Raw genomic sequence first — 21,439 nt, 5'->3', positions numbered from 1 at the left:
CATGGTAGGTCACCGGCGCCGCCCGCCGGACCACCCGCGAACGCCGCGCCGGCCGGCGGGTCAGCCCGCGGCGAGGTGGGTGCGCCGGGCCTTGCGGCCCGTCTCGTAGTCGGCCCGGGCGGCCTGCGCCGCCGCCGTGCGGGACACCTCGGCGACCGGCACGTCCCACCAGGCGCCGCCGTCCGGGCCGGCCTCCCACCGGTCGGTCGCCACGTGGATGACCGTGGTGCGCTCGGCCGCCCGCGCGGCCGCCAGGGCCTCGCGCAGCTGTGCCGTGGTGGCGACCCGGATCAGGTCCGCGCCGAAGCTCGCCGCGTTGGCGCCCAGGTCGACCGGGAGCGGATCGCCGGCGCGGTCGGTGTAGGCGGTGCCCAGCCGCTGCGCCCCGACGCTCTCCGACAGCCGGCCGATCGAGGCGAACCCCTGGTTGTCGACGAGCACCACGATCAGCTTCACCCCGTCGGCCACCGCCGTCACCAGCTCACTCGGCAGCATCAGGTACGAGCCGTCACCCACCAGCACGAACACCTCGCGGTCCGGGGCGGCCAGCTTCACCCCTATCCCGCCGGCGATCTCGTAGCCCATGCACGAGTAGCCGTACTCGACGTGGTAGCTCTTCGGGTCGGCGCTGCGCCAGAGCCGGTGCAGGTCACCCGGCATCGACCCGGCCGCGCAGACCACCACGTCGCGCGGGCCGGCGGCCTCGTTGACGGCGCCGATGACGGCGGTCTGGGTGGGCCGCGCCGCCGGCGCCGACGACCGGGCGGCGTCGGCGACCTCCGTCCACCGCGCGGTCAGCTCCCGCACGCGAGCGCGGTACGCCGCGTCGGTGGCCCAGCCCGCGCACGCCTCGTCGAGCGCGGCGAGGCTCTCCCGCGCGTCCCCGACCACCTGCACCCCGGAGAGCTTCGCCGCGTCGAAACCGGTGACGTTGAGGTTGACGAAGCGGACGCCGTCGCGGAAGAGGGTGCCCGAGGCGGTGGTGAAGTCGCTGTAGCGGGTGCCCACCCCGAGCACCAGGTCCGCGTCGGCGGCGACGGCGTTCGCCGCGGTGGTGCCGGTGACCCCGACGGCGCCCAGCGACAGCGGGTGGTCGTAGGGCAGCGCGCCCTTGCCCGCCTGCGTCTCCGCGACCGGCACCCCGTGCGTCTCGGCGAAGCGGCGCAGCGCGTCACCGGCGCCGCTGTAGATGACCCCGCCACCGGCGACGAGCAGCGGCCGGCGCGCCCGCGTCACCACCCGGGCGGCCCGCGCGACCGCCGCGGCGTCCGGGCGGGGCCGAGGCACGTGCCAGACCCGATCGGCGAAGAGGTCCGCCGGCCAGTCGTACGCCTCGGCCTGCACGTCCTGCGGGAGGGCGAGGGTGACGGCACCGGTCTCCACCGGGTCGGTCAGCACCCGCATCGCGGCCAGCAGCGCCGCGGGCAGCTGCTGCGGGCGGTTGATCCGGTCCCAGTAGCGGGAGACCGGGCGCAGGGCGTCGGTGACGCTCACGTCGTACGAGCGGGGATCCTCCAGCTCCTGCAGCACCGGGTTGGCCACCCGGGTGGCGAAGATGTCGCCGGGGAGCAGCAGCACCGGCAGCCGGTTGATGGTGGCCCCGGCGGCGCCGGTCACCAGGTTCGTCGCGCCCGGGCCGATCGAGGTGGTGCAGGCCAGGGTGCTCAGGCGGTCGGTCATCCGGGCGTACGCGGCGGCGGTGTGCACCATGCCCTGCTCGGTGCGGCACAGGTGGTACGGCAGGTCGACGTCGGCGCCGGCCAGCGCCTCGCCGAGCCCGGCGACGTTGCCATGCCCGAAGATCCCGAAGCAGGCCGGGACGAGCCGGCGGCGCACCCCGTCGCGTTCGGACCACTGCCGGGCGAGGAAGGTCACCACGGCCTGGGCCACCGTCAGTCTCGGCATCACGCCTCCCGTGTCGTCGGGCCGGTCAACGGCAGCCGCGGGTCGACCGGCTGGCCGGCCCAGCTGTCCCGGATCCAGCCGTGCCGCGGGTCGTCCACGCTGGCCATGGTCCGGGTCGGGCCGGGACCGGCCAGCACGTTGAGGTAGTAGAGGTGGTAGCCGGGTGCGGCCATCGACGGGCCGTGGTAGCCGTGGGGCACCAGCACCACGTCGCCGCCGCGCACCTCGGCGAGCACGTCGATCGGGCGCTGGTCGGTGCCGTAGACCCGCTGGTAGCCGACCGGTCCGGCCGGGTCGCCGGGCTCGCCGCCGGCCACCTCGAAGTAGTAGATCTCCTCCAGCTCCGCCTCGGTGTGCCCGTCGTCGTGGACCCGGTCGTCCTCGTGCTTGTGGGGCGGGTAGGACGACCAGTTGCCGGCGGGGGTGAGCACCTCGACGGCGACCAGGCGGTCGCACGCGAAGGCGTCCGGGGCGCAGAAGTTGTTGACCTGCCGGCTCGCCGGGCCGGCACCGCGCAGCTCCACCGACACGTCTCGCGCGGCGCCGTAGCGGGGCGACAGCCGCCGGGTGGCCCGCGCCGAGGGCAGCGCGAACCGCCCCTGCCCCGAGACCGTGACCGTCGCGTCCCGGGGGACGTAGGCGAAGTCGGTGACCGCGGCGAAGACGGACGTCCGGCCGGCCAGGGCGAACCTCGCGCCGTCGCAGTGGACGGTGGCGGCGCCGGCGAGCGGCAGCACCAGCATCTCCTCCCCGCCGGTGTCGAAGGTGACCGTGCCGCCCGGTGGGAGCGTGAGCACCCGCAGGCCGCTGTAGCGCCAGCCGGCCCGTTCGGGGGTGACCTCCAGCGCCCACGGCGTGCGGGCCGTGCCGCCCCAGGGCAGGTGCGCGTCGGCGGTCCTCACGCGTCCTGCCCGGTGGGGAGCAGAGAGCCGGCCAGGTCCACCGCGGCGGCCACGTCGTCGTCCGGTGGGTAGAGCAGCGCCCGGCCCACGACCAGCCCCCGCACGCCGGGCAGGCGCAGCGCCCGCTCCCAGCGGGCGTACACCACGTCGGGCGCCTCCACCGGATCGCCGCCGAGCAGCAGCACCGGCAATGTGGTCGCGGCCATCACCTGCTCCATCTCGTCGATGGCGGGCAGCTTCAACCAGGTGTACGCGCTGGTGGACCCGAGCGCCTGGCCGACGCTGACCCCCTTGACGACCGCCTCGGGCCGCAGGTCGGCGTGGACCCGGCCGTCGGTGCGCGCCACCCACAGCGGCTCGACCAGCGCCACCGTGCGGTGGGCGGCGAGGGCGGTGACCGCCCGGGCGCACGCGTGCAGGGTGGAGGCGGTCGCCGGGTCGTCCGGGTCGATGCGGCAGAGCATCTTGCCGCCGTCGTACCGCATGGCGGCGATGCTCTCGGCGTCGTACGCGGTGAACCGGTCGTCGAGCTCGAACCGGGCGCCGGAGAGGCCGCCACGGTTCATCGACCCGATGGCCAGCCGGTTCTCCAGCGCGCCGAGCAGCAGCAGGTCCTCCAGGACGTCCGGTGTGCCGAGCACCCCGTCGACGCCGGGTCGGGACAGCGCCAGGCGCAGCCGGTCGAGCAGGTCGGCGCGGCCGGCCATGGCCATCGGACGGTCCCGGACCCCGAGGGCGCCCCGGGCCGGATGGTCGGCCGCGATGATGAACAACGGCCGCGGCGGCTCGGGCCAGGGCCGGCGGGTACGCCGGGCGGCCGCCTCGGCGATCGCGTGTGGACGGTGGGCGCGGGTGTGGGTCAGGGCTTGGTACTCGGTGCTCACCGGTCTTCTCCTCCTCCGGCGGCGGGCGACGACGCCGGTCGCGGTGGGGCGGCGTGCAGCAATGCCAGGGTCTCGGCGTGGTCCGGCATGGCCGAGGAGCACGCCAGGCGGGAGGCGACGATCGCGCCGGCGGCGTTGGCGAAGCGCAGCGTCCGCTCCAGCGGCCAGCCGCGCAGCAGCCCCAGGCAGAGCGCCCCGCCGAACGCGTCGCCGGCACCCAACCCGTTGACGATCCGCACCGGCACCGGCGGCACGCGGACGGTCTCGGCGGCGGTGCGGGCCAGCACGCCGTCCGGGCCGAGCTTCACCACGGCCAGCGTCGGCCCACGCTCCAGCAGCAGCCCGGCGGCCCGTTCCGGGTCGCGCGTGCCGACCGCGACCTCCACCTCGTCGAGGTTGCCGACGGTCACGGTGACGTGCGGCAGCACGTCGGCGACGGCCGCGGTCGCGGTGGCCGGGTCCGGCCAGAACATCGGCCGGTAGTCGAGGTCGAGGACGGTGTGCTCCCGCCGGCCGCGCACGGCGAGTGCGGCGGCGTGCGCCGCGCGGCTGGGTTGCTGGCACAGGCCGGTGCCGGTGAGCCAGAAGATCCGGGCCGACGCGATCGCCTCCGCGTCCAGCTCCTCGGCACGGATCTGCAGGTCGGGGGCGGTCGGGGTGCGGTAGAACCAGAGCGGGAAATGGTCCGGCGGGAAGATCTCGCAGAAGGTCACCGGGGTGGGCAGCCCCTCGACGGGGCGGACCTGGCTGTCGTCGACGCCGAACTCGCGCAGCGCGCGGTGCACGTAGCCGGCGAACGCGTCGGCGCCGGTGCGCGTGATCACGCCGGCCCGCAGACCCTGCCGGCTCGCCGCCACCGCCACGTTGGTGGGGCTGCCGCCGAGGAACCTGCCGAACGTCTCCACCTCGGCCAGCGGCGTGCCGATCTGCAGCGGGTAGATGTCCACCCCGACGCGGCCGATGGTGAGCACATCCAGCATGCGGCGTCCTCCGTCCCGGCCGGCGAGGGCGCGCCCGCCAGCGCTGTCCCTGATTGGTAACAGCGCTAGTGGGTTGTGTCAATGTGTTGTCCTGACATCCGCCCTCTGCGCTCGGTGACCACTTCGGTACAGTGACGCTCGTCGTCGCACCCCGAGAATCCGCGTGGCCCCAGCGAGGAGGTGCCGTGAGCAGCCCCGAGATCGCGGTCGACCGGAGCAGCCCGGTCCCGCTCTACTTCCAGGTCGCCGAGCAGTTCGCCGCCGCCATCCAGCGCGGCGAGCTGGCGCCGGGCGACCGGTTGGACAGCGAGCTGCAGCTCGCCGACCGGCTCGGGCTGTCCCGGCCAACCGTCCGCCAGGCGATCCAGCACCTGGTCGACAAGGGGCTCATCGTGCGCCGGCGCGGTGTCGGCACCCAGGTGGTCCGCGGTGAGGTGCGCCGCTCGGTGGAGCTGACCAGCCTGCACGACGACCTCGTGCGCGCCGGCCAGCGACCGTCCACGTCGGTGCTGGAGCTGGCCACCGTGCCCTGCCCGACCGCGGTCGCCGCGGCACTGGACGTGCCGCCGGGAAGCGAGGTGTGGCACCTGCGCCGGCTGCGGTTCTCCGACGGCGACCCGCTCGCCGTGATGGAGAACTGGCTCCCGGCCGGCCTGGTGCGGCTCAACCTGGACGCGCTGCAGGCCAACGGCCTGTACGCGATCCTGCGCGCCGGGGGGATGCGGATCCGGGGCGCGCACCAGCGCATCGGGGCGCGCGCCGCGACCGCGGCCGAGGCGCAGATGCTCGGCGAGCGGCGCGGCGCGCCGCTGCTCACCATGACCCGCACCGCGTACGACGACCAGGGGCGCTACGTGGAGCACGGCGCGCACATCTACCGGGGCACCCGCTACTCGCTGGAGGTGACCGTCGCGGAACGGTGACCGTGGATGTGTTTCGGGCTCATTTCAGTGACAGGTATTTACGTCGTCAGGCTGTCATGACATTGTGGCCGCTAAGCACCGCCGGTTCGTGACCTGCGGCCGGCGGGCGACCCGCGAGTCTCTTCGAAGTCTCTCCTTGCGAAGGGAAGCAGCCCATGTCAGCCAAGCCGAGACACGCCGCGGGCGTGCTCGCCGCATTCACCGCCGTCGCCCTCGCCGCCACGGCCTGCGGTGACTCGTCCGAGCCCGCCGGCAAGGACGCCAAGAACATCACCCTCACCATCGCCGCCAACTCCATCGTCGGCGGCAAGAGCTCCGCCGGTGCCGAGTGGATCGAGAAGTGGGTCATCCCCCGGTTCGTCGAGGCCCAGAAGGCCAAGGGGGTCACCGCCAAGGTGACCTTCGTGCCCAGCGGCGTCGACGACGAGCAGTACAAGACCAAGCAGGCCCTCGACCTGCGCTCCAAGGGCGGCGCCGACGTCATCGCCCTCGACGGCATCTGGGTCGGTGAGTTCGTCCAGGCCGGCTACCTCAAGCCGCTGTCCGACGTGGCCGGCGCCGAGGTCGACTCGTGGGAGGGCTGGTCGCAGATCCCGGAGACCGTGCAGGGCCTCGGTTCGTTCGAGGGCAAGCGGTACGGCATCCCGCTCGGCACCGACGGGCGGGTCCTCTACTACAACAAGAAGCTCTTCGCCCAGGCCGGCCTGCCGGCCGAGTGGCAGCCGACGAGCTGGCAGGAGATCCTCGACGCCGGCGCCAAGCTCAAGGCGCTGCCCGGGGTGACCCCGATCCAGATCAACGCCGGCACCGCGATGGGCGAGGCCACCACCATGCAGGGCGCCCTGCCGCTCCTGGCCGGCGCGGGCGGGGAGATCTACGCCGACGGCAAGTGGGCCGGCGCGACGCAGCCGGTCAAGGACGTGCTCGACTTCTACACCAAGGTGTACGGCGGCGGCCTCGGCGACCCGAAGCTCCAGCAGGAGGCGAAGGGGCGCGACAAGTCCTTCGCGGAGTTCGCCGCCGGCAAGATCGGCATTCTCGCCGAGGGCGACTACTTCTGGCGCAGCGTCGTCAACCCGAGCGTCGGCATCGCCAAGATGGCCGACCGGGACACCACCGTCGGGTTCGCCATGATCCCCGCGAAGCAGCCGGGCGCGGGCATCCGCGGGCAGGACTTCGTGAGCATGTCCGGCGGCGGGGTGCGGGTGCTCAACCCGAACTCCAAGTTCCCGTCCCAGGCGTGGGAGCTGCTGTCCTTCATGCACTCGGCGGAGGCGGTCAAGGCCGAGCTCGCCGGCGAGAAGCGGATCACCGCGCGCACGGACGTCAACAAGGAGGTCCTCGCGGGCGACCCGATGCTGAGCTTCATCACCGAGAAGGTGCTGCCGATCACCGCGTACCGGCCGCCGCTGGCGGTCTACCCGCAGGTGTCGGTGGCGCTGCAGGAGGCGACCGCGGACGCGGCGTCCGGCAAGAGCGCCGACGAGGCGGCCTCCGCGTACCAGAAGAAGGTCGAAGGGATCGTCGGTGGCCCAGGCAACGTCACCTCCTGACCAGGTCGTGAAGGGGAGGCGCCCGGACTCGGGCGCCTCCCCCGCCCCCGACGCCGCCGGGCTCGGCCGGGGCCGGGCCGCCGGGTTCCTCGTGCCCAGCATGGTGCTCATCCTGCTCTTCCTCGTGGTCCCCGCCGCCTGGACGATCTACCTCGGCGTCACCAACTACCGCCTCACCGGCCTGGCCGCCGCCAACCCCGAGATCGTCGGCCTGGACAACTACACCCGGGCGCTCGGCGACGAGCGGTTCCGCACCTCGCTGCTGCTGACCCTGCAGTTCGTGCTCGGCTCGGCCGTCATCGGCCAGGCCTGCCTCGGCTTCGCCATCGCGTACGCCCTGCGTGACCGCCGCGGCCCCCTGCGCCGGCTGGTCGAGGGCTTCGTCCTGCTCTCCTGGATCCTGCCCAGCTCGGTCGTGGCCTTCCTCTGGATCGCCCTGCTCGACCGCGACGGCGGCACCCTCAACGCGTTGCTCGGCATTCCGGGCACCGCGTGGCTGCTCGACCATCCGATGCTGTCGATCATCGTCTTCAACACGTGGCGTGGCACCGCGTTCTCGATGATGCTCTACGCCGCGGCGCTGGAGAACGTGCCGCGCTCGCATCTGGAGACCGCCCGCCTGGCCGGGGCCTCCACCTGGCAGCAGCTGCGCGACGTGGTGTTCCCCCGCATCCGGGGGCACGTGCTGACCAACCTGCTGCTGATCAGCCTGTGGACGTTCAACGACTTCGCCCCGTTCCTCATCACCGCCGGCGGCCCCGAGCAGCGCTCCGAGATCCTGCCCGTCTACGTCTACAAGGTGGCGCTCTCCGGCGGGGAACTCGGCTTCGGCGCCGCCATCTCGTTCGTCATGCTGCTGATCAACCTGGTCATCGCCCTGGTCTACCTGCGCATGCTGGGCCGGCGGAAGGAGACGGCGTGAGCACCGCGACCACCACCGCCCCCGCGCCCGCGAGCGGCGGCCCGGCCGGCGACGGCGGGCGCGTGGCCGTACGGCACGTGCTGGCCCGCATCGGGCGCTACGTCTTCCTCTGCGCCGTACTCGGGTTCTTCGCCCTACCGCTGCTCTGGCTGGCCACGGCCCCGTTCGACGACAACCCGACGATCACGGCGTCGCTGCCCCGGTTCACGCTGGACAACTTCCGCGCCCTGCTCGACAACCCGTACGCGCTCAGCTCACTGCTCAACTCCGTCTACCTGGCCGCCGGCACCGCGGCGCTGGTGGTGACGTTCGCGGCGTTGGCCGCGTACGCGCTGAGCCGGGTGCGGGTCCCCGGCCGGGACGCGCTGCTCTACGGGCTGCTGCTGCTCTCCTCGATCGTCACCGGCACCGCGACCATGGTGCCCCTGTTCGAGCTGGCCTTCCGGCTCAACCTGATCGACTCCCGCCTCGGCGTCATCCTCATCCTCAGCGGCGGCCTGCTGCCCGCGGCGATCTTCATCCTCAAGGACTTCATGGACGCCACACCGACGTCCTACGAGGAGTCCGCGCGGGTGTTCGGCGCGAGCCCCCTCCAGATCATGCGGCACATCGTCGTGCCGATGGTCCGCCCCGGCCTCGCCACCGTCGGCGTGTGGGCGGTGGCCAACGTCTGGGGCAACTTCCTGGTGCCGTTCCTGCTGCTGCGCGGGCCGGACAAGGCTCCCGCCGCCGTGATCATGTACACCCTCTACACCGAGGGCGGCCAGGCCGACCTGCGGCTGCTCTCCACGTTCTCCCTGCTCTACTCGCTGCCGGTGGCGCTCATGTTCGTCTTCGTCAGCAGCCGGTACGGGTTCCGCTTCCACGGAGGGATCAAGCGCTGATGTCCGCCATCACCATGCGCGAGCTGACCAAGGTCTACCCCAACGGGGTACGCGCGCTGGACGCCCTCGACCTGGAGATCGCCGACGGTGAGTTCTTCGCCCTGCTCGGCCCCTCCGGCTGCGGCAAGACCACGCTGCTGCGCACCATCGCCGGCCTGGAGGTCGCCTCCGGCGGCAGCGTGCGCATCGGCGCGCACGACGTCACGAACCTGCCGCCCGGGAAGCGCGACGTGGCGATGGTCTTCCAGGACTACGCCCTCTTCCCGCACATGACGGTGCAGGACAACATCGCGTACCCGCTGCGGATCAAGAAGGTCGACCGCCGGTCCCGCGCCGGCAAGGCCGCCGAGACCGCCGAGGAGCTGGGGCTGGAGAACCTGCTGCGGCGGCGCCCCGGGCAGCTCTCCGGCGGCCAGCAGCAGCGCGTCGCCCTCGCCCGGGCGATGGCCTGCCACCCGCGGGTCTTCCTCCTCGACGAGCCGCTGTCCAACCTGGACGCCCGGCTGCGGCTGGAGGCCCGCACCTTCCTCAAGCGCCTGCAACGCGAACTCGGCGTCACCACCGTGTTCGTCACCCACGACCAGGCCGAGGCGCTCGCCCTCGCCGACCGGATCGCCGTCATGGAGGGCGGCCGGATCCGGCAGGTCGGCACCCCCACCGAGGTCTTCCGCCGCCCCGCCAACACCTTCGTGGCCGGCTTCATCGGCTCCACCCCCATGAACCTCGTCGACGCCGAGGTACGCGACGGCCGCCTCGTGGTGGCCGGCACGCCCCTGCCGGTGCCGGACGGCACCCCCGTGACGGCCGGCGAGAAGCTCGTCTACGGCGTACGCCCCGAGTACCTCGACTACACCGCCGAGGCGGCGCCGGACGCCCTGCACGGGCGGGTGGTCGTCGTGGAGAACCTGGGCAGCTTCTCGCTGGTCTCCCTCGACCTGACCGGCGACGCCGACGCCGCCACCATCCAGGTCGTGGTGCCCGAGGGGCGAGAGCCGCAGCCCGGCGACAGCGGATGGGTGGTGCCCCGGCCCGGCCGGTCCCTGCTCTACCGGGACGGTGAACTCGTCACCCCCGCCACCGCCCCGGCCGTGCCCGCCGCCCGCGCCGCGGCCGCCGCGGAGCAGTGACCGTGACCGTGCACCGGGGCCGGTGGACGCTCGCCGACCGCGCCGACGCCGTCCTGCGCACCCTCCCGGTCACCGTGCCGCCGGGCACCGCCGCGCTCACCGTGCGGCTCGCGTACCCGCGTGAGGCCGGGGTGCTCGACCTCGGCTGCCTCGGCCCCGACGGCTTCCGCGGCTGGTCCGGGGGCGCCCGCGACGGGTACACGATCACCGCCGGCTGGGCCACCCCCGGTTACCTGCCGGGAGAGCTGGAACCCGGCGAATGGCGGGTGCTGCTGCGGCTGCACCGGATCCCGCCCGACGGTCTCCCGTACGAGGTGACCGCCGCGACCGCCACCACCCCGCCGCCCGCGCCTCCGGCATCGCCGGCACCACCCCGCCCGCAGCGGCCGCCCCGCCGCGCCCTGCCCGGCCTGGACGGCCGGCAGTGGCTCGCCGGTGACCTCCACGCGCACACCGTGCACAGCGACGGCGCGAGCACCATCGACGAGTTGGCCGCCCTCGCGGCCGGCCGGGGCCTGGACTTCCTGGCCGTCACCGACCACAACACGGTGAGCCACCACCCCTGGCTGCCGGCCGCGTCGGCCCGCTACGGCACCGCCCTCGTGCCCGGGCAGGAGGTCACCACCGACCGCGGCCACGCCAACGTGTTCGGCCCGGTCGGCTGGGTCGACTTCCGCGAGCCTCCCGACGAGTGGCTCGCCACGGCGGAACGGGCCGGCGGGCTGATGTCCGTCAACCACCCGCTCGGCGGCGACTGCGCCTGGCGCCAGCCGCTCACCACCCGCACCCGGCTGGCCGAGGTGTGGCACTCCGGCTGGTGGGACCGCACCTGGGGCGCACCCCTCGCGTGGGCCCGCGCCTGGCGGCCGGACGTGGTGCCGGTCGGCGGCAGCGACTTCCACCGCCCCGGCGACGACGCCCCACCCGGCTCGCCCACGACCTGGGTGCTGGCCGACACCGACCGGCCGGTCGAGGTCGCGGTGCTGGACGCGCTGCGCGCCGGGCGTACCGCCGTGTCGGCCGGCCCGGACGCGCCGCTGCTGGTCCGCCTCGGTGACGACCTGCTGGCCCTCGACGCGGACGGCGCGCTGCTCGGCTACCCCGACGGACGCCACCGCGTGGTCCACGGCGACCGGTGCCGGTTCCCCGCCGGCGACGGCCTGCACGTCCTGGAGTCCCACCGCATGGAGGTGATCGCACTGTGCAGCTGACCGGACGCACCCGGGTGGCGGGCGCACCCGTCAACCACGGCATCTACCAGCCCGACGAGCCGGAGTTCCACGCCGAGGATCTGCTGGCGTCCCTGGCCCGGGACGGGTACGACGGCATCGACTCCGGGCCGATCGGCTACCTCGGCACCGGCGATACCCTGGCCCGCCGCCTGTCCACTGCGGGTCTCGGGCTCGCCGGCGGCTGGGTCGACCTGCGTTACGACGACCCGGACGGGTTCGCGGCCGACCTCGTGGGGCTCGACGCGGCGCTCGACGCGTTCACCGCCGTACCCGTCGACGATTCCCGCTTCGCGCCCCGGCCGACCCTCGCCTGCCCCGGCGATCCGGACCGGATGGCCCGGCCGGGCGTCCCCCGCGACCACGGCTCCGGCCTGCCGGCCGACGCCTGGCCGGGCTTCGCCGCCCGCGTCCAGCGGGCCGCCGACCGCTGCCGGGAACGCGGCCTGGAACCCGTCTTCCACTACCACCTCGGCACCGTCGTCGAGAGCGAGGCGGAAGCCGACCAGCTGCTCGACCTCACCGACATCGCCGTCTGCCTGGACACCGGGCACCTCCTGCTGGCCGGCGGCGACCCGGTGTCGGCCGCCCGTCGCTGGGCCGGGCGGATCGGCCAGGTGCACCTCAAGGACGCCGACCTCGCGGTCCACGAACGCGTCCGGGCGGCCGGCGGCGGGCTCACCGAGATCGTTGCCGCCGGCGGGTTCTGCCCCCTGGGCGCCGGCGACGTCGACTTCCCGGCCGTCCTCGCCGCCCTGGACGAGACCGGCTACACCGGCTGGCTGGTCATCGAACAGGACGCGCCGGCGCGGGGCCGCGACCTCGACCGTACCCGCGCCGACCAGGCCGCCAACCGCCGCTGGCTCGACGGGGTACGGCGATGACCGAGGCGGGCAAGCGCATCCGGATCGCGGTGGCCGGGCTGGGTGTCATCAGCCGTACGGTGCACCTGCCGCTGCTGCAACGCCGCGGCGACCTGTTCGAGGTCGTCGCCCTCTGCGACCTCTCCCCCAGCCGGGCCGGCGAGCTGGGCGGCCGGTATGGAGTGGAGCCCGCCCGCCGGTACACCGACGCGTCGGCCATGCTCGCCGACGGCGGGTACGACGCGGTGCTGCTCGCGACCTCCGGCTCCCACGGCGAACTGGCCGCGCAGGCCCTGCGCGCCGGCCTGCCGGTGCTGTGCGAGAAGCCGCTCGCCTACACCCGGGCCGAGGCGCACCGGCTGGCCGACCTGGCCGGCGGTGCGCCCGCGCTGATGGTCGGCTACATGAAGCAGTACGACCCGGCGGTCGCCGAGGCGGCCCGGCTGCTCGACGACCTGGGCGGGCCGGAGCGGGTGCACGCGGTCGAGGTGACCGTGCTGCACTCCGGCAGCGACCGGCAACTGGCCTTCGCCAACCTGCCGGCGGCCCCCGCGGACGTGCCGGCCGGCGAGGCGGCCCGGCTGCGGGCCGGCGACGCCGCGCTGCTCGACGCGGCGGTCGGGGACCATCCCGGCGCCCGCACCCTCTACCAGATCCTGATCAACAGCATCTGCCACGACCTGTCCCTGCTGCGGCTCCTCACCGGCGCGCCGGCCACCGTCCAGCACGTCGCCACCTGGCCCGTACGCCCCGACGGCCCACCCGAACCGTCGGTGGACATCAGCGGCCAACTGCCCGGCGGCGGCCGGTACGGCATCCGCTGGCTCAACCTGCCGCACTACCCGGCCTACCGGGAGATCGTGACCCTGCACCACGCGCACGGCTCGCTGGAGCTGGTGTTCCCGTCGCCGTACCTGCTCAACGCGCCGACCAGGCTGACCGTGGTCGACGCGCACGGCGGCGGCGAACGGCGGGCGGTGTTCCGGTCGGTGACCGAGGCGTTCGAGCAGGAGCTGGTGGCGTTCCACGCGATGGTCACCGCGGGCACGGCCCCGCTCACCGGCATCGCCGAGGGCGCGGCCGACGTACGGACCAGTCAACAGGTGGTGCGCCGCTACGGTGAGCTGACCGGGGCGGCGATCGGCGGAGAGGCGGCGGACTCATGACGCGACCGACCCAGATCATCGTGGTGCCGCACACCCACTGGGACCGCGAGTGGTACGAGCCGTTCCAGCGGTTCCGGCTGCGGCTGGTGGCGCTGCTGGACGACGTGTTCGAGCGGATGGCGCACGACGAGCGGCAACGGTTCACCCTCGACGGGCAGCTCGCCGCGGTCGATGACTACCTCGAGGTCCGCCCCGAGCGACGTGAGCAGGTGGTCGCCCTCGTCCGCGCCGGGCGGCTGGCCGTCGGCCCGTGGCAGATCCTGCTCGACGAGTTCCTGTGCAGCGGGGAGACGATCGTCCGCAACCTGGAGCGCGGCCTGACCCGCAGCGCCGACCTGGGCGGGGCCATGCCGGTCGGCTACCTGCCCGACATGTTCGGCCACATCGCGCAGATGCCACAGATCCTCACCGGCGCGGGGCTCGCCCACGCCTGCGTGTTCCGCGGCGTACCCGAGCGGGTGCGGACCCACGCGTTCGCCTGGCAGGCGCCGGACGGCACCACGATCCGCACCGAGTACCTGCCCGGCGGGTACGGCAACGCGGCCGGCATCATGGACGACGCCCACCTGGTCACCCGCCGCGCCACCGACCTGGCCGCGAAACTCGCCGCCTGGCGGCTCGACGGCGACGCCGGGCCGGTCCTCGCCATGTACGGCACCGACCACGCGGCACCCGCGCCGGACGCGCCCGACCTGCTGGCCGCCGCCGACGTCGACGGTGTCGAGCTGCGGCTCGGTACGCTCGCCGAGTACTTCGCCACCCAGCCGGGCGACGTCGACGGGCTGCCCACCGTGCGCGGCGAGCTGCGGTCGCACGCGCGGGCCAACATCCTGCCCGGTGTCATCTCGGTGCGGGCCCACCTCAAGCAGGCTATGGGCCGTGCCGAACGGCGGGTCGAACGGTACGCCGAACCGCTCGCCGCGCTGTTCCACGATGCCTCGGTGCAGCGTTTCCTCGACATGGCGTGGAGCCGGCTGATCGACTCCAGCTGCCACGACTCCGTGACCGGGTGCGGCTGCGACGAGACGGCCGAGCAGGTGGCCGCCCGCCTCGCCGAGGCCGACCAGCTCGGCCGGGCGGTCTGCGACCTGGTCGGTGCCCGGCTCGCCGCCGCCGTGCCACGCGACGCGTACCTGGTGTTCAACCCGAGCCCGACCCCGCGTACCGCGCTGGTGCGCCTCGACGTGGAGGCGCCCGGCGACGACCTGGCGCTGGCCACCGCGGACGGCCGGACGCTGCCCGCGCAGATCCTCGACCGGGCCCGGACGCTGCTCGCCGACGAGGTGGTGCCCGCCGCCGACCTGCCGGCGGTGCTCACCCGCGTGCACGGCACGGAACTCTACGGTCAGGAGGTCACCGCCTGGTCGGTGTCGCCGGCCGACGCCACCCTCACCTTCGAGGCGGCCCGCCACGGCGACCCGGCCTTCGACGTGGAGGACGTCCGGCTGGCGCTGGCCCGCGCCGAGCACGCCGGCCGGTGGCGGGTCCGCATCGTGGCCGCGCCCCGGGCGACCGTCGCGGCCCTGGTCGACGTGCCGGCGCTCGGCCACGCCGCGGTGCGGCCCGTGGTGGGCGTGCCCGCCCAGGCGGGGGCCGGGCCGCTCGCGGGCGCCCCCGCCGGTGCCCCGCGACCGCCGGCCGTGTCGACGGTCGACGACCGCGCCCTGGACAACGGCCTGCTCCGCGTCGACGTGGCCGCCGACGGCACGCTGCGACTGTCCACGCCGGACGGCCTCACCGTGGACGGGGTCGGGCGGATCGTGGACGGCGGCGACGTGGGGGACAGCTACAACTACGCGCCGCCGGAAGCCGATGAAATGGTCGACAAGCCCAAGGCGGTCCGCGTCGTACCGCGACACCGCGGGCCGCTGGTCGCCGTCCTCGACGTGGTACGCGAGTACCGCTGGCCCGTGGCGGCCGACGTCGATGCCGGCTCCCGGGCAGTGGACCGGGAGGCGATCGTCGTCACCACCCGGGTGGAGTTGCGGGCCGGCGAGCCGTTCGTCCGCCTGCGGGTGGAGTTCGACAACCGCTGCGACGATCACCGCGTACGCCTGCACCTGCCGCTGCCGTCACCCGCCTCCGGGTCGTACGCCGAGGGACAGTTCGCGGTCGTGGAGCGCGGGTTGACCGCGGAGGGCGGCGGCGGCGAGGTGCCGCTGCCCACGTTCCCGGCCTCCGGGTTCGTGGCCGCCGGCGGGCCGGACGGGTCGCTCGCGGCGCTGCTGACCCAGCCCACCGAGTACGAGCTGACCGACTCCGGACGGGAGCTGGCGGTCACGGTCCTGCGGTCGATCGGGATGCTGTCGCGCAACCGGCACGCGCTGCGTGACGAGCCCGCCGGACCGCAGTTGCCCACGCCGCAGGCGCAGTGCCGCGGCGCGCGCAGCGTGGAGCTGGCCGTGCTGCCGTTCCGCGGGGACTGGCACACGGCGGGGGTGGTCGAGGCCGCCGAGCGCTACCGGCACGAGCTGCTGTCCTTCGCGGGCACGGCCGGTCCGGCCGGCGCGCTGCCGGAGCCGGTCGCCGGGCTGGCGGTGACCGGGGCGGGGGTGGCGTTGACCAGCGTCCGGGCCCGGGACGGCCGGATCGAGGTGCGGGTGGTGGCCGAGACGCCGGAGGCGACGACGGCGGTGATCGGCGCGGGCCGGGCCGTACGCGGCGCCCGCCGCGCCGACCTGCTCGGCCGGCCGGGTGAGCCCCTGCCCGTCGAGGCCGACGGCCGGCTCCGGCTGCCGCTGCGCCCGTGGGAGATCGCCACCGTGCAGCTCGACCTGACCTGACTCGGCCGGCACCCGCTGCGGTGCCGCCCGGGATCGGAGGTCACCTCCGGGTAGCAGATCCCGAGCTGGTCGATGTCGACGTAGCCCGTCTGGATCCCCGACCGGACCAGGTCCTCGTAGATCTCCCAGCCGACCGCCGTCTTGCCGACGCCCGGCGGGCCGGGACAACCACAGCACAGGAACCGTCCGGTCGGGACGCCTCACCGCGCACCGCCTCGGGTCACCCGCCGGTTGACCGCCAGCAGGTACTCCTTCCGGTCGGTCGGGTTGTGGTCTCCCCGCGCGCGCCGTGGCGGCTCGCCGCGGACCGGCCGGTGGTGGTCGAAGGTGGACTCGAAGATCCCCTCGCCCCGGGTCAGCCCGGGCAGCCGGCGCTCCACGGCGTGCACCTGCCGCGCCGGCACCACCCCCTCCACCACGGCCGACCCGCCCCGCGTCACCGTCGTGTGCGGCACCGCGTCCAGCCGGGCGAGCACCGGCAGCACGGCGGCGAGGACGTCGTCGGGTGTCTCCAGCCGGAACCGGTGCACCGGCTCCTCCACCCGCGTGCCGGCCTCCCGCAGCGCCGCCATGAGCACGAGCGGGGTCAGGTTGCGGAAGTCGCCGGCCGTGCTCGACATGCTCTTGTCGAAGGTGCCGTGCGCGTGACTCTGCCGGGCCCAGTACCCCGAGTGCGTCATCGTCACGACGCAGTCGAGCACCTGCCAGCCGTGGAGGCCCTGGCTCAGCGTCTCGGCGACCGTCTCCTCCACCGCGGTGAAGAAGGCCGGCGGCATCGACCCGAGTTCGACGCCGAGCCGGAACGCCGTCCCGCCGCCGGGGCGGCCGGGCGACACCCGCAGTCCCACCGTCGCCAGGAACGGGTTCGGCGGCACGCCGATCAGCTCGACCGCCGCGCCCGTTCCCACCACCCGTTCCACGTGGACGGTGGTCGTCTCGCGGAACGTCACCGCGAGCCCGTACTCACCGGCGAGCGTCGCCTCGATCACCTCCTTCTGCACCTCGCCGTAGAGCGAGACGCTGATCTCCCGGCGGGCGGCGTCCCGGCGCACGTTGATCAACGGATCCTGCTCGGCCAGCTCGCTCAGCGCCGCGTACAGCGCCGCCTGGTCCGACGGCCGCCGGGGCACCACGACGGTCTCGAGGCTGGGCAGGGCGAAGTGCCGGGCCGGCGCGCCCGTCCGGGCGACGCCCACCGGATCGCCGATCCGGACGTCGCCGAGGCCGCGCAGCAACGCGATCCGTCCGGCGCCCACGGCATCAGCGCGTACGGTGGCGCCGCGGTCGAAGACGTCGATCCCCGTCACCGTGGCGGTCCGCTCCCCGACCGGCACCCGGTCGCGGACCCGGACCGTGCCGCCGAACATGCGCACGTAGGCGACCTTCTCGCCGGACGGCGCCCGCTCGACCTTGAAGACGGTGCCCGACGCCGCGCCGTCCGCGCTCTGCTCAGTCACCGGCAGCAGCCCGGTGAGGGCGCCGACCAGGGCCGCCACGCCCGCGCCGGTGATCGCCGAGCCGGCGAGCACCGGGTGCACCACCGCCCGGCGGGTCTGGTCCGCGAGCGCGGCGCGCAGCCGCCGGCCGGTGAGCCGGCCGGGGTCCTCGACGTACGCCGCGAGCAGCCCGTCGTCGTGCCCGGTGAGCAGGTCCAGCAGCCGTCCGGCGTACGCCGGGTCGGTGTCGGGGTGCGGCCGGAAGCGGGCCGCCGTCGTGCCGGCCGCCGGCACGACGCCGGTCGCCAGGACCGCCGGCGTGAGCCGGTCGGCGATCTCGCGCAGCACCCGGTCAGGGTCGGCGCCGGCCCGATCGATCTTGTTGATGAACAGCAGGGTGGGCAGACGTAGGCGCTGGAGCGTGCGCCACAGCACGCGGGTCTGCGCCTGGACGCCCTCCACCGCGGAGACCACGAGCACCACGCCGTCGAGCAGGTCGAGGACCCGCTCCACCTCGGCGATGAAGTCCGGGTGGCCGGGTGTGTCGATGAGGTTGACCGTGACGCCGTCGACGACGAACGAGACGACGGCCGAGCGGATCGTGATGCCGCGTTGCCGCTCCAGCGTGAGACTGTCGGTGCGGGTCGTCCCGTCGTCCACGCTGCCGATCTCGTCGATGACGCCGACGGTGTGCAGCAGACGTTCGGTCAGGCTGGTCTTTCCGGCGTCAACATGCGCCAGGATCCCGACGTTGAGGGTCTTCACGGAGCGTCATGTCCTTCGGGTAGATGAGCATTCCCAGGCGGTTGGACATGAACGCAGCGCGCATCTCTCGTCTCCCTCTCGTCGGTTGCCGGTGCCCACCCAGTCGACCAGGGGTCGACCGGGGCGGGCAACCGAAATAGCCGCCCGGGCCGCGGCCCCACCGGTGCCGGGTGGGGCCGCGAGCTCGGGCGGCGGGTTAGCGCCGTGGGCGGTCGCGTCAGGCGGCGCCTCGGTCGTGCGGCACGGTCACGGTCACGGTGCAGCCGACGGGCCGGCCGATCTCGTCGTGCCCGCCGTACGTCAGGGTGTAGACGCGGTCTCCGCCGTTGCCCGGCCGTTCGGCGCGGAGCCGGCCGGTCGTGTCCGGGGTGCCGGTGGTGAAGTCGCTGACGTCCGCGGCGTCGCCGCCGGTCACGCCGGTCAGGGCGAAGGCGTTCGGGCCGAGGATCCCGTCGGGCAGGTCCACGGTCACGGCGACGTCGACCAGTTCGTGGTTCGGCGGCCACAGCACCGGCCGGTCCACCGTGCAGTCCAGCTGCCGGGTGGGCACCGGCTCGGGCAGGGTCGCCACGGCGTGGCCGATCGTCGCGCTGAGCCGCCCGCCGGCCTCGTAGTACATGTGCGCCGTGCGGCCGTCGAAGTAGAACGTCGGGGCCGCCGACCGGCCCAGGTCCGGCGCGGCCGTCATCGAGTCGTGGACGACGCCGAGGTGGATCTCCTGGTCGAAGTTCTCGCCGACGTCGACCGCGTGCATGTTGCCGTCGGCGGCGTGGTAAATCACCAGGTTGCGGTCCTGCCAGCGCAGGAAGAACGGACCGGAGGCGTTCGGGCCCTCGTCGCCCTGCGGGGTGACCAGCGGCTCCGGCTGGATCGTCCAGCTGCGGGCGTCCGGGGAGACCGCCCAGCGGATGCGGCGGGAGACCGGCCCGGTCGGGCCGGGCAGGGCCGCGGTCGGGTTGTCCATGAAGACCATGAGGTAGCGGCTGCCGAGCCGGGGAACCGCCTGCTCGAACACCCGGGCGTAGGAGGTCTCGCCGCCGGTGGTGGCGTCCCGGCTCACCGCCGTGCCGCCGTAGGTGAAGTGGATTCCGTCCTCGGAGGTGGCGTACCGGGTGATCGAGTTCTCGCCGTGGAAGTAGAGGAAGAGCTTGCCCTCGCCCTCGACCCAGACGGCGTGCGGCGAGGAGACGTGGCTGACGGTCGGGTAGTGCGGCAGCCAGGTGTTGCTGATCAGCGGGTTGCCGGTGTACTCGGTCCACGGGCCGCCGATGGAGTCGGCGTACGCCAGCGCGATCCCGCCCGGCCGCTCGTGCGGCGCGTAGTACAGGTAGTAGGTGCCGAGGGGGTTCGGGAAGTAGTCGGCCGCCCGGATGACGCTGGGGAAGATGAACTCGTTGGTGGGGTTGTAGTCCAGCGTCGCCTTGTCGAACGCGGTGCCCACGTAGCTGAACCGGGGGAAGTCGATCCCGGGCTCGTCGGCGGCCGCGGGGGCTCCGGCCACGGCGGCGGCCAACAGACCGACACCGACCGCGGCGGCGGCGCGGCGCGGCGGTGCGAGACGGGCTCTGGTCATGCGTCTTCCTCTTCTCGGGACGGGATGGGACCCGGCCGGTGGCGGACGACCGGGGTGACGCCCGCGCCGCCGACGGTCGCGGACGCGGGCGGACGACGGACGGGCGACAGTGGACGGTCGGTGGCCCGGTCCGGGGGGGCCGGGGCGTCGGGGTCACGGTCGGTGATGCAGGGAACGGTGAGCTCGCCGAGCGCCGTGCCAGGCTCGGCCTTGCTAATACGTATTAGCAACCGTGTTTCTCGAATGTTGCGCGCTGCCGGGCTCGGCTGTCAAGAGGCGGCCCCGATTCCGCCCGCGACGCGTCGCTGATCGACGGCTCAGCGATGCGCGATTCGGCTAATACGCATTACTCCTGCCGGTTCATCTCGACGAAATCCGCGTTCACCCTCTTGACACCGGGCGGGTCGGCCGGCCAGAGTCCTCCCTACACCGAGCGCTAATGCGTATTAGCGCCGTCGGAAGGACCCCCGTGACCGCAACTCCCCGACGCGTCACTCAACGTGACATCGCCCGGTTGGCCGGCGTCAGCCAGGCGACCGTCTCCCTGGTGCTCAACAACCGGGCCGACGCCGACGTCCGGATCGCCCCGGAGACCCGCGACCGGGTGCTGCGCGCGATCGCCGAGACCGGCTACGCCGCCGACCCGGTCGCGCGCCGGCTCGCCGCCCGCTTCAACCGGATCATCGGCGTGTTCACCTACGAGCCCGCGTTCCCCAGCGGCAGCCGGGACTTCTTCCACCCGTTCCTGCTCGGCATCGAGGAGTACGCCGAGCGGGTCGGCTGCGACCTGCTGCTGTTCACCAGCGCCCCGGTGGTCGACGGTCGGCGACGGATCTTCCACCAGGACAACCGGCTGCGCCTGGCCGACGGCTGCCTCCTGTTGGGGCGCGAGGTCGACGCGGCGGAGCTGCACCGGCTCAACCGCGACGGCTACCCCTACGTCGCGGTCGGCCGCCGGGACGACGCCGGCGGCCCCGTACCGTACGTCGGCGCCGACTACGCCGCCGCGGTCGGCCGGCTCGTCGAACGGGCCGTCGCCCGCGGCCACCGCCGGCTGACCTACCTGAGCATGGGCACCACCGCCGAGTCCTCCGAGGACCGCCGGCGCGGCTACCTCGCGGCGGCCTCCGCCGCGGAGAGCGCCCGGCAGCGTTCCGCCTCGGCCGCCGACGCCGAGGCGGTCCTCGACGACCTGCTCGCCGACGGCAGCACGGTGGCCCTCGTGGAGGACTTCGCCACCGCGGTGGCACTGGAGCGGGCCGCGCGGCGGCGCGGGCTCGCGGTGCCCGGCGACCTGTCGCTGATCACCCTCGGCGACCCGACGGTGCCCGTCCCCACCGACCTGACCTTCACCGGGTTCCGCATTCCGCGCGAGGAGATGGGCCGGCAGGCGGTCGAGGTGCTCACCCAGGTCATCGACGGCAGCGCCAGCGGGCTCCCGCAACGGCTGCTGCCCTGCGAACTCGTCGAGGGCGACACCCTCGGCGCCCCTGAACCGGCGGCCGACCGCCCCTGAGGCGGCGACCGCGCAACCGGAAGGAAGC

16 protein-coding genes are annotated in these 21,439 nt (G+C 74.2%); 10 read left to right on the top strand and 6 right to left on the bottom strand.

Annotation, left to right across the window (positions count from 1 at the left end; genetic code table 11):
• Positions 1 to 60 precede the first annotated feature (60 nt).
• From iolD to iolC, 4 genes are read right to left on the bottom strand one after another with little or no spacing between them, the layout of a single operon-like run.
• Positions 61 to 1,905: a 3D-(3,5/4)-trihydroxycyclohexane-1,2-dione acylhydrolase (decyclizing) gene (gene iolD, locus SM573_RS16220; RefSeq protein ID WP_474610157.1), complete on the bottom strand. Its 1,845-nt coding sequence runs from the start codon at positions 1,903 to 1,905 to the stop codon at positions 61 to 63.
• Positions 1,905 to 2,807, bottom strand: coding sequence for a 5-deoxy-glucuronate isomerase (gene iolB / locus SM573_RS16215; protein ID WP_474616428.1), 903 nt, complete (start codon positions 2,805 to 2,807; stop codon positions 1,905 to 1,907). Before iolB ends, iolD begins: the two co-directional genes overlap by 1 nt.
• Positions 2,804 to 3,691: a Cgl0159 family (beta/alpha)8-fold protein gene (locus SM573_RS16210; protein WP_474610159.1), complete on the bottom strand. Its 888-nt coding sequence runs from the start codon at positions 3,689 to 3,691 to the stop codon at positions 2,804 to 2,806. The genes iolB and SM573_RS16210 overlap by 4 nt, the downstream gene beginning before the upstream one ends.
• Positions 3,688 to 4,671 (bottom strand): 5-dehydro-2-deoxygluconokinase, encoded by a 984-nt coding sequence (gene iolC, locus SM573_RS16205; RefSeq protein WP_474616427.1) that lies wholly within the window; start codon positions 4,669 to 4,671, stop codon positions 3,688 to 3,690. Before iolC ends, SM573_RS16210 begins: the two co-directional genes overlap by 4 nt.
• Positions 4,672 to 4,856: 185 nt before the next feature.
• On the opposite strand from iolC, the gene SM573_RS16200 reads away from it, so the two are divergent.
• The 9 genes from SM573_RS16200 to SM573_RS16160 all read left to right on the top strand — a co-directional run bounded on the left by SM573_RS16200 (position 4,857) and on the right by SM573_RS16160 (position 16,121).
• Positions 4,857 to 5,594 carry a GntR family transcriptional regulator gene (locus tag SM573_RS16200; protein WP_474610161.1) on the top strand — a complete coding sequence of 246 codons (738 nt, stop codon included), beginning with the start codon at positions 4,857 to 4,859 and terminating at the stop codon, positions 5,592 to 5,594.
• A 155-nt stretch (positions 5,595 to 5,749) separates the two neighbouring features.
• Positions 5,750 to 7,147: an extracellular solute-binding protein gene (locus SM573_RS16195; RefSeq protein WP_474610162.1), complete on the top strand. Its 1,398-nt coding sequence runs from the start codon at positions 5,750 to 5,752 to the stop codon at positions 7,145 to 7,147.
• Positions 7,122 to 8,069, top strand: coding sequence for a carbohydrate ABC transporter permease (locus SM573_RS16190; RefSeq protein WP_474610163.1), 948 nt, complete (start codon positions 7,122 to 7,124; stop codon positions 8,067 to 8,069). The genes SM573_RS16195 and SM573_RS16190 overlap by 26 nt, the downstream gene beginning before the upstream one ends.
• Positions 8,066 to 8,953 (top strand): carbohydrate ABC transporter permease, encoded by an 888-nt coding sequence (locus SM573_RS16185; RefSeq protein ID WP_474610164.1) that lies wholly within the window; start codon positions 8,066 to 8,068, stop codon positions 8,951 to 8,953. The genes SM573_RS16190 and SM573_RS16185 overlap by 4 nt, the downstream gene beginning before the upstream one ends.
• A complete protein-coding gene (locus tag SM573_RS16180) occupies positions 8,953 to 10,080 on the top strand; it encodes an ABC transporter ATP-binding protein (RefSeq protein ID WP_474616426.1) in 1,128 nt (375 codons plus the stop codon). Before SM573_RS16185 ends, SM573_RS16180 begins: the two co-directional genes overlap by 1 nt.
• A 2-nt stretch (positions 10,081 to 10,082) precedes the next feature.
• Positions 10,083 to 11,291, top strand: coding sequence for a CehA/McbA family metallohydrolase (locus SM573_RS16175; RefSeq protein WP_474616425.1), 1,209 nt, complete (start codon positions 10,083 to 10,085; stop codon positions 11,289 to 11,291).
• Positions 11,282 to 12,193, top strand: coding sequence for a sugar phosphate isomerase/epimerase family protein (locus SM573_RS16170; RefSeq protein ID WP_474616424.1), 912 nt, complete (start codon positions 11,282 to 11,284; stop codon positions 12,191 to 12,193). Before SM573_RS16175 ends, SM573_RS16170 begins: the two co-directional genes overlap by 10 nt.
• Positions 12,190 to 13,338, top strand: a complete 1,149-nt coding sequence (locus tag SM573_RS16165) for a Gfo/Idh/MocA family protein (protein WP_474616423.1) — start codon at positions 12,190 to 12,192, stop codon at positions 13,336 to 13,338. Before SM573_RS16170 ends, SM573_RS16165 begins: the two co-directional genes overlap by 4 nt.
• Positions 13,335 to 16,121, top strand: a complete 2,787-nt coding sequence (locus tag SM573_RS16160) for a glycoside hydrolase family 38 N-terminal domain-containing protein (protein WP_474616422.1) — start codon at positions 13,335 to 13,337, stop codon at positions 16,119 to 16,121. Before SM573_RS16165 ends, SM573_RS16160 begins: the two co-directional genes overlap by 4 nt.
• Before the next feature lie 200 nt (positions 16,122 to 16,321).
• Here the strand turns inward: SM573_RS16160 and SM573_RS16155 are convergent, their stop codons facing one another.
• Both SM573_RS16155 and SM573_RS16150 read right to left on the bottom strand, forming a co-directional pair.
• Complete coding sequence (locus SM573_RS16155; protein ID WP_474610170.1) at positions 16,322 to 18,322, bottom strand: GTP-binding protein; 2,001 nt, start codon at positions 18,320 to 18,322, stop codon at positions 16,322 to 16,324.
• 217 nt (positions 18,323 to 18,539) lie between these two features.
• On the bottom strand, positions 18,540 to 19,895 hold the full coding sequence (locus SM573_RS16150; RefSeq protein WP_474616421.1) for a glycoside hydrolase family protein: 1,356 nt from the start codon (positions 19,893 to 19,895) through the stop codon (positions 18,540 to 18,542).
• 469 nt (positions 19,896 to 20,364) lie between these two features.
• Between SM573_RS16150 and SM573_RS16145 the strand changes: the two genes are divergently transcribed.
• Complete coding sequence (locus tag SM573_RS16145) at positions 20,365 to 21,411, top strand: LacI family DNA-binding transcriptional regulator (protein WP_474610172.1); 1,047 nt, start codon at positions 20,365 to 20,367, stop codon at positions 21,409 to 21,411.
• Positions 21,412 to 21,439: the final 28 nt, after the last annotated feature.

Source organism: Micromonospora xinjiangensis (assembly GCF_056150165.1).
The sequence above is the reverse complement of the archived record's forward strand: the minus strand, read 5'-3'. Positions and strand labels throughout refer to the sequence as shown.